Origin of the sequence: Rhodococcus sp. IEGM 1372 (genome assembly GCF_030056835.1) — a bacterium.
Classification (GTDB): Bacteria; Actinomycetota; Actinomycetes; order Mycobacteriales; family Mycobacteriaceae; genus Rhodococcoides.
On sequence record NZ_JASHKS010000015.1, the window covers coordinates 82,702 to 90,347 of the forward strand.

At 62.2% G+C, this 7,646-nt stretch carries 7 protein-coding genes and 1 pseudogene; 5 read left to right on the forward strand and 3 right to left on the reverse strand.

Going from position 1 to position 7,646, the window contains the following annotated elements; all coding sequences use genetic code 11:
- Positions 1 to 7: 7 nt before the first annotated feature.
- The 4 genes from QM590_RS14600 (at position 8) to QM590_RS14615 (ending at position 3,389) form a co-directional block, all read left to right on the forward strand.
- On the forward strand, positions 8 to 952 hold the full coding sequence (locus QM590_RS14600; protein ID WP_269595401.1) for a choline kinase family protein: 945 nt from the start codon (positions 8 to 10) through the stop codon (positions 950 to 952).
- 1 nt (position 953) lies between these two features.
- Complete coding sequence (locus QM590_RS14605) at positions 954 to 2,282, forward strand: aspartate aminotransferase family protein (RefSeq protein ID WP_269595400.1); 1,329 nt, start codon at positions 954 to 956, stop codon at positions 2,280 to 2,282.
- A gap of 144 nt (positions 2,283 to 2,426) precedes the next feature.
- A complete protein-coding gene (locus QM590_RS14610) occupies positions 2,427 to 2,780 on the forward strand; it encodes a TA system antitoxin ParD family protein (RefSeq protein WP_068047090.1) in 354 nt (117 codons plus the stop codon).
- A 24-nt stretch (positions 2,781 to 2,804) separates the two neighbouring features.
- Positions 2,805 to 3,389 carry an ATPase gene (locus QM590_RS14615; protein ID WP_269595399.1) on the forward strand — a complete coding sequence of 195 codons (585 nt, stop codon included), beginning with the start codon at positions 2,805 to 2,807 and terminating at the stop codon, positions 3,387 to 3,389.
- Positions 3,390 to 3,459: 70 nt separating this feature from the next.
- On the opposite strand, the gene QM590_RS14620 is transcribed toward QM590_RS14615, so the two are convergent.
- Positions 3,460 to 4,074, reverse strand: coding sequence for a TetR/AcrR family transcriptional regulator (locus QM590_RS14620; RefSeq protein ID WP_269595398.1), 615 nt, complete (start codon positions 4,072 to 4,074; stop codon positions 3,460 to 3,462).
- A gap of 123 nt (positions 4,075 to 4,197) precedes the next feature.
- Here QM590_RS14620 and QM590_RS14625 point away from each other — a divergent pair, with 123 nt between their 5' ends.
- Positions 4,198 to 5,388 (forward strand): MFS transporter, encoded by a 1,191-nt coding sequence (locus QM590_RS14625; RefSeq protein WP_269595397.1) that lies wholly within the window; start codon positions 4,198 to 4,200, stop codon positions 5,386 to 5,388.
- A gap of 130 nt (positions 5,389 to 5,518) precedes the next feature.
- On the opposite strand, the gene QM590_RS14630 is transcribed toward QM590_RS14625, so the two are convergent.
- Together QM590_RS14630 and QM590_RS14635 are read right to left on the reverse strand one after the other, a co-directional pair.
- Positions 5,519 to 7,264: a TerD family protein gene (locus QM590_RS14630; RefSeq protein WP_269595396.1), complete on the reverse strand. Its 1,746-nt coding sequence runs from the start codon at positions 7,262 to 7,264 to the stop codon at positions 5,519 to 5,521.
- Positions 7,265 to 7,354: 90 nt separating this feature from the next.
- Positions 7,355 to 7,646 (reverse strand): annotated as a pseudogene (locus QM590_RS14635) (hypothetical protein); the annotation flags it as partial.

Genomic DNA, 7,646 nt, shown 5'->3' on the forward strand with positions numbered 1-7,646 from the left:
GGTGGCCATGAACGAGATCGCATTGGGATCTGCCCGCACCGAACCCGAGCGGCAGGTGGAGAAAGCCCTGGCTGCCGTTGCGGAGTGGGAGGGACTGAACATCACCTATAACCCGGTACCCGGAGGGTTGATGAACAGCAATTGGCGCATCACCGTCGAAGGAAAACTGAAGCGCTACTTCATGAAACTCCCCGGAGCCGGAACGGATTCGTTCATCGATCGGTCGCTGGCCAACGAAGCTGCCCGTCGCGCAGGTGCTTTGGACATCGGCCCCGAGGTGGTGCTGTTCGACCCGGTGACCGGCGTGGAGGTCATCGAGTTCCTCGAAGGCTATCGGGCGTGCACCAACGGTGACCTCAAGCGCCCCGAGATTCCCCTGGGCATGATCGACCTGTATCGCGTACTGCATTCGGGAAGCAAGCTCAGCATCACGAAGACGATTTTCGACATGATCGACGAACACCTCGATCAGGTTGCCGAACTCGGCGTGCGATTGCCGCGCGACGCCGAGGTGATCCTCGCGGAATACGGGCAGGCGAAGAACGCGATGCTGGCATCCGGCCTGGATCTGGTGGCGTGCCACAACGACCCGATGCCGGGCAACATCCTCATCGGCGACGGCCTGCCGATGAAATTGGTGGACTACGAGTTCGCGTCGAACAACGACCGCGCCTACGAGCTGGCCGTGATGATCACCGAGATGTTCTACGGCGAGCAACAGACCATGGAGCTGATCGAAGAGTTCTACGGCAAAGCCGAGTGGTCGATGATCTCCCGCGTACAGGTGTGCAGCGCACTCGCCGACGTCAAATGGGGGCTGTGGGGCTGCATGAACCACAAGCTCAGCACCGCATGGGATTTCGACTACCACAAGTACGGAACCTGGAAGCTCGCCCGCGCGCGGATGAAAATGGCGGATCCACGTTGGGCGTTTTGGCTGCAGGGGTTGTGAGGTGACCACACTCGATCGCGTCGGAGCCCTGAGCGTCAACGGTTTCGATGCATCCTCGGCCGTGGGGCTCAGCACCCGCACGCTCGATCTGGTCGAGCGTCGAAGGCGGGTACTCGGGCCTGCCTATCACCTGATGTACGAGACTCCGCTCGAGTTGGTACGAGGCGAGGGTGTGTATGTGTACGACGCCGATGGCACGCGATACCTCGACATGTACAACAACGTTGCCAGCGTGGGGCATTGCCATCCCAGGGTGGTCGCGGCCGTCACTCAGCAGATGTCGTTGATCAACACGCACACGCGGTACCTGCACGAGGCGGTGATCGGCTACGCCGAGGGTCTGGTCGGCACATTCCCCGACCGGTTGGACACCGCAATGTTCACGTGCACCGGATCCGAGGCCAACGACCTCGCTCTCCGCATCGCACGGCACGCGACCGGCCGCCAGGGCATCATCGTCACCGAAACTGCCTATCACGGTGGGACTGTGGATGTGGCGGCTTGTTCGCCGTCGATGGGTCCGGCGTCCGTTCGCGACGCTCCGTGGTTGCGGACGGTTCCGGCACCGGATGCGTACCGGGTGGAGGGCGATCTGGGGACGTGGTTCGCCGAACAGGTGCAGGCGCAGATCGACGACCTGGCCGCGTCCGGGATCGGTATCGCGGCTCTGCTGATCGACTCGATCTTCGCATCCGACGGGATCTTGCCGGAGCCCAAACCCTTCCTGAAGCCCGCGGCAGATGTCGTTCACGCCGCGGGTGGAATGTTGATCGCCGACGAGGTGCAGCCGGGATTCGGCCGGCTGGGCGCGTCGATGTGGGGCTTCGAGCGGCACGGGTTGCTGCCCGACATCGTCACGATGGGCAAACCGATGGGCAACGGCATGCCCATCGCCGGACTGGTGATGCAGAGCTCGTTGGCGGAACAGTTCGGACGAGACCTGCGCTATTTCAACACCTTCGGTGGTAATCCGGTGACCATCGCTGCGGCGCAAGCGGTGCTGGACGTGATCCGAGACGAGGACTTGGTGGCCAATTCGGCCGCGATGGGTGAGCGCATGCTGGCAGGCCTGAGCACGGTCGCTGATCGCGTCGATTGCATCGGGGACGTCCGGGGTGCGGGGTTGTTCGTCGGAGTCGAGTTCATCGGCCCTGCAGGTCGACCGGATCCGGCCGAGGCACTACGCGTAGTCAACGCGATGAAGAAACGCGGGGTGTTGATCTCGGCCACCGGTCTGTACGGAAATACCCTGAAAATCAGACCGCCGTTGACCATCGAGGCGGCGGACGTCGACCTGTTCCTCGAACAGTTTGCGGAGGTCGTGGCCTGACGGGTGGGGCTACCTTCACCGGGCTGCTCGGTGCGCTGGACGGCGCGTGACGGGGACTCGTCGGACCTCGTTGCTCGCGAGACCCAGCAGAGCGTTGTGGCAGATTGCTACACTGGCGGTACTGCTGCGGCGATAGGACATCACATGGGCACCACCTCGTCTCTACGTATCGACGACGAACTTTACGATGCGGCAAAAGTGGCCGGATCTGCTGCAAGCCGAAGTGCCGCCCAACAGATTGCCCACTGGGCATTGATCGGCCGTGAGATGGAGCTTTCACATCGAGTCTCGGCACGCGATATTGCCGATGTGCTCGCAGGTAAGGCGCGCTATGACGACCTGACGCCGCACAGGCAGGCCGTCGTTCGCGCGGAGTGGACAGAACAGATCGAATCGGTGACGGAGTCGCTCGACTTCGAGAGTGAATTTACTGCAGAAGGTCGCTCGTACGTCGAGTCGGACGAGCACGGCAACGTCGAGTGGAGCAACCATCGATAGAGCGCGCTCCCGAGACAGCCCATCGTGACAACACCGATTTCGGACCCGGTACTTCATCTACTCGCTGGACCCAATGGTGCCGGCAAGAGCACGTTCAACGCGCGCGTACTGTCACCCGTCACGCATCTTCCGTTCGTCAATGCCGACGAGATCGCGCACGATCGATGGCCCGGCGACGAGTCTGCGCACGCCTACGATGCGTCGAAAGTTGCTGCCGAGCTACGTGCGGAATTCCTCTCGGCACGATCGTCGTTCGTCACCGAGACCGTCTTCTCGCACGAGTCCAAGGTCGAACTGGTCCAGTCTGCCGTCAGTGCTGGCTATTTGGTGACGCTGCACGTCATCGCAATTCCCGTCGAAACGGCTGTGGCCCGAGTACAAAACCGTGTCGATCAGGGCGGTCATTCGGTCCCGGAGGCGAAAATTCGCGAACGTTACGACCGGTTGTGGCCTCTCCTTCGCTCTGCGGTCGAGATGGTGGATCGCGCTCAGGTGTACGACAATTCATCAGCGCGACGCCCATTCCGCACGATTGCGCGGTTCGATCGCGGTCACCTCGTAGGACAGGCCGAATGGCCCAGCTGGATGCCACCGGCCCTGCGTTCGTAACCGCCCTGTCCCGCTGATCGCATTCTGCACATCTCGCCTGAATAGGAACGATCGGGAGACGGTTGGCATATCAGCCTGCGATCGACTGCACCGGACCCAACGAGGTCAGTGTTCTTTCGGCGACGCGTTCGAGCTGACGCCGCGTCGCGCCGTCCCGGGCACGCTGCGACATGCCTTGAATGATCACGCCGATGAATTCCGCGACGTCGACGGGCTCCCATGACGGGGCCAGGATGCCGTCGGCGATGTTCTCGGAAATGCGTTCCGCAAGCAGGGACACGTTGGCATTGCGCATGTCCCGCAACCGATCTGCGATGCTTCGATTGGCGTCGGTGACACCGACGGCCGAGCTGATGATCAGACAGCCGCCCGGACAGGACTCGTCCGTGTAGTGCAAGGCCGCGTCGTACAGCAGTCTCGAGATCAGCTTCGCCGCGTCGGGCTCCTCGGCGAACGCACGATCCATGAAGTCGCCTCGAGTAGCGAGATATCGCTCGATCGCGGCAAAGAACAACCCTTCCTTGCCACCGAATGCGCTGTAGAGACTAGGCGGATTGATTCCCATCGCGCTGGTGAGCATCGAGACGGAAGTGCCCTCGTATCCGTGCTCCCAGAAGGCGAACATCGCCTGATCCAACGCCGAGTCGACGTCGAACTTCCGCCCCTGCCCTCGTACGCCGGCCATCGGCCCTCCACATCTCGATTCGTTCTCGCAACTGTGATTCATCGTACTCCTGTAGCGATCATTAAACGAATCGCCTAGCCTTCGACAGAAGGTTCGGTTCTACATAGAACGAAGGGGTAGGGAATGGTCACCGAGACACGCAATACATCGCCCGCGGTCAACGCGAACGTCGCCATCGTCTGGATGCTGCTCGCAGTGTTCGGAGTGGGCACCGTCGAATACCTCGTAGCGGGGGTTCTTCGAGACATCTCTTCCGATGTGGGCGTAGGAAACTCGACTGCGGGGTTGCTGATCACGATCTACGCCATCACGGTCGTCATCGGCGGTCCGCTGCTCACCATCGCCACCACCCGCGTTCCCCGGACACCGCTTATCGCCGCATTGATGGCCTTGTTCATCGTCGGCAACATCGGCACCGCGCTGGCCCCGAACTTCGCGACCCTGGTGATATTCCGCGTCATCACTGCGCTCCCCAACGCCACGTTCTTCGCGCTGTGCCTGGTGTTGGCAACGTCGTTGGTGGAGCCGGAGTTTCAGGGCCGAGTGATCGCCCGCGTGACGCTCGGCCTCAACCTCGCGACCGTCCTCGGAGTTCCGCTGGGAACGCTGATCGGCTCGCAACTCGGCTGGCGCTGGTCGTTCGCCATCGTCGCGCTCTTCCAACTCTTCGTCACCGTCGCCCTGATCGCCTCGACCCGGCGCGCCGCACCGTCCCATCAGACCGGCAGTGTCACTTCGGAACTGAGTGTGTTCACCCGAGGTCCCGTCCTGTGGGCCATCGGCCTCACCGCGCTGAGCCAGGCCGCGCTGTTCGTGGTGTTCACCTACATCTCGCCGTACCTCACCGATCACGCCGGAATTTCCGCGTCCACCGTCACCATCGTGCTGTTCGTCTTCGGCGTCGGCTCCGTCGTCGGTAACCAGCTCGGCGGCTACTTCGCAGACAAGGCTCTGGACAGGACCCTTTACACGGCGTTGACGGCACTCGCGGGCGCGCTTGTCGTCCTGTTCCTCTTCGGCGGCACAGCGTGGTTCGCGTTCGCGTGGATGTTCGTTCTCGGTGCTGCAGGCTTTTCCATCATCCCGCCACTGGCCTCGAAATTGATCGGCGCGGCCAGCGAAGCACCACACCTGGCAGCCACCGTCAACATCGCCGGGTTCCAACTCGCGAACGCGGCGGGTGCCTGGATCGGATCGATAGCGTTGTCCGGTGGCAGCAGCGTCTCGGTCCTGCCTGCCATCGGAGCTGTTCTCGCCGTCGGTGCGGTGGTACTGCTGTTCGTCAGTCGTCGCGTGTCACGGGTGGCTGGATGACAACCTCGCAATCGACGCGCCGGTCTGTGGTCCGGACACGTCGCCGACTGTGGGTCGGCAAGTCCGGAGAATTCTGGGTGCCTTCACGCTCATGCCAGTCAAGTCACCAGTGACAGGACCCCGTTCTTGGCTACTCGTCGACTTCCACGCCGTATCTGACGGCCAATTCAGCCAATCCGTCGTCATAACCTTGGCCGATGGGTCGAAAGCGCCATCCACTCCCCCGGCGGTAGATCTCGGCCAACAGCATCGACTGTTCGGTCGTGGCAGCGTCGAGCACAGCTGTGGCGACCGTCGAATCGACTCCATCGAGCGAAACAGAGACTGCACCGACGTCGCCAAACGTCTTGTCGCCGTCTATGGCTGCGGCGATGACGATGCGCGCGCATTCCTCGGGAACGAGCGTCAGGTCGATCCGGACACCCTGCTCACTGTCACCGTCGATCGACATCGAGACGGCACCGTCCGAGGTAGCCGGAGCGTTGTAGAACACGAAATCCTCGTCACTGGAGACCAACTCGTCGTCGTTGACCAGGAATGCGACGACGTCGACGCCTACCTGCTCGGACTCGTCGGCCCGCCACGAACTGTTCAAAGTCAGCATGGTGAGGCTTGGATCCAGATCGACAACACCACCACGTGGCACTAGCGGGGCGATTCGGGACCGCCGCGCCGGAAGCGGAGCAGGCACCTCGATCTTCAGCTCACGGTCTATCGCCGCCGGTGTCAGCAACGTGAGATCCCGTTCTTTCACTTTCGGCATCCGGGGATCTCCATCGCCGCCGTCCAGAACCAGGATGTCGGTCACGCCAGCGCTGAGATTCACAGCCGGTGTCGCACCGAGTTGAATCAGGCGGGAACGCATCAGCACAGAATCGGCATGCGAACCACCCATGACCAAGACCCTTCTCGTCTGCCAGGGCTTGGCGACTGGATCGGGCTGCTGCACGGGTGGCTTCGGCTGGACCTGCGGCCGAGTACCTTTGGGCGTTCCTGGTTGCACATCCCGTAGCAGGTCGAGCAGTTCGGACTCCGAGATTATCCGAAGTCCATGAGCCCGAGCTCGCTCGACCTTTCTGCTTTCGGTCGTGGGATCCGAGCACACCACCACACTGGTGAATCGGCTGACGGAGTTCATCACGTCCAAGCCAGCTTCGGTGACTTGAGCGGCCAGACGCAACCGCGGAATGCGCGTGTCGCCGCTGATCACGACTCGCATGCCTTGAATCAGACCGCCGTCCCCAGCAAGAGGACCGGGGTTCTCCCACGTGCAATGCGTTCGAGGCACGGTGTCCGGATACAGCGTCAGGCGCTCGGTGCACGTGACGACGGGAAGGGGAAGTTCGAGCGACCTGGCCAGTCGAGCACTGTGAGTGAAAACCTGCGCCAGCACGCGGGCATCGTCGTAGGCGTCGTGCGCATTGGACTGCAGCACTTTCCAGTGCGCGGCCAAGGTGGATAGCTTGTGGTTGGGAGTGTCGAGTTGTAGTCGCCTCGACAATGCCACGGTGCACAACCGTTGCTTCGTCGGCATGTCGATGCCCGCACGCATCGATTCGAGCTTCAGGAAGCCGTGGTCGAAACTTGCGTTGTGCGCGACCAAGGTTCGACCGTCGAGCAGATCCATGAGCTGCGGGGCGATCATGTCGAACGTCGGTGCACCGGCAAGCCGTTCGGGCGTCAGTTTGTGGATGTGCACCGGACCGGGATCGCAGCCCGGGTTGACCAGTGTCGACAGTTCGCGTCCGACGCGTCCGTCCTCGTCGACCGTCATAGCGGCCACGCTGAGCACCCGATCACGGGATGCCTTCAGACCCGAGGTCTCGACATCGACGACGACCCACTCGTCGTGTCCGGTCTTGACTGCATTCCCCACGGAGGTTCCACCTTCGACGCCAACGGACAGTGGTGGTCACTATGCCTCACGGGTCACCGGCAATACGGCGAATGCCGAACACGGGTCGATCTATTCGCACTGTGGACCAGTGATGTAGCCCTGCTCGCAGCCGTACTGAGTTTGGATATCCCCGCTGGTCGGTTCTTCTCCGCACAACACTCCGCACCGCTCGTAGCCATTCACGACGCCATCGCCGTTTCGATCCTCGGATTCGTTGTACGGATACCCTGCATCGGGTACCGGCGCTGTCGCCACGCATCTCGGGTCGTTCACCACGTACGACCCATCGGTGAAGACCGCGGTGCCGGGGAGTGTCAGATTAACGGTGGATCCGACCTTGGCGTCGGTTAGTTTCCGTTCG

Coding starts and splice junctions, on each gene's coding strand:
- QM590_RS14600 (WP_269595401.1), top strand. CDS start 8: ATGAACGAGATCGCATTGGGATCTGCCCGCACCGAACCCGAGCGGCAG.
- QM590_RS14610 (WP_068047090.1), top strand. CDS start 2,427: ATGGGCACCACCTCGTCTCTACGTATCGACGACGAACTTTACGATGCG.
- QM590_RS14620 (WP_269595398.1), bottom strand. CDS start 4,074: ATGGCCGGCGTACGAGGGCAGGGGCGGAAGTTCGACGTCGACTCGGCG.
- QM590_RS14625 (WP_269595397.1), top strand. CDS start 4,198: ATGGTCACCGAGACACGCAATACATCGCCCGCGGTCAACGCGAACGTC.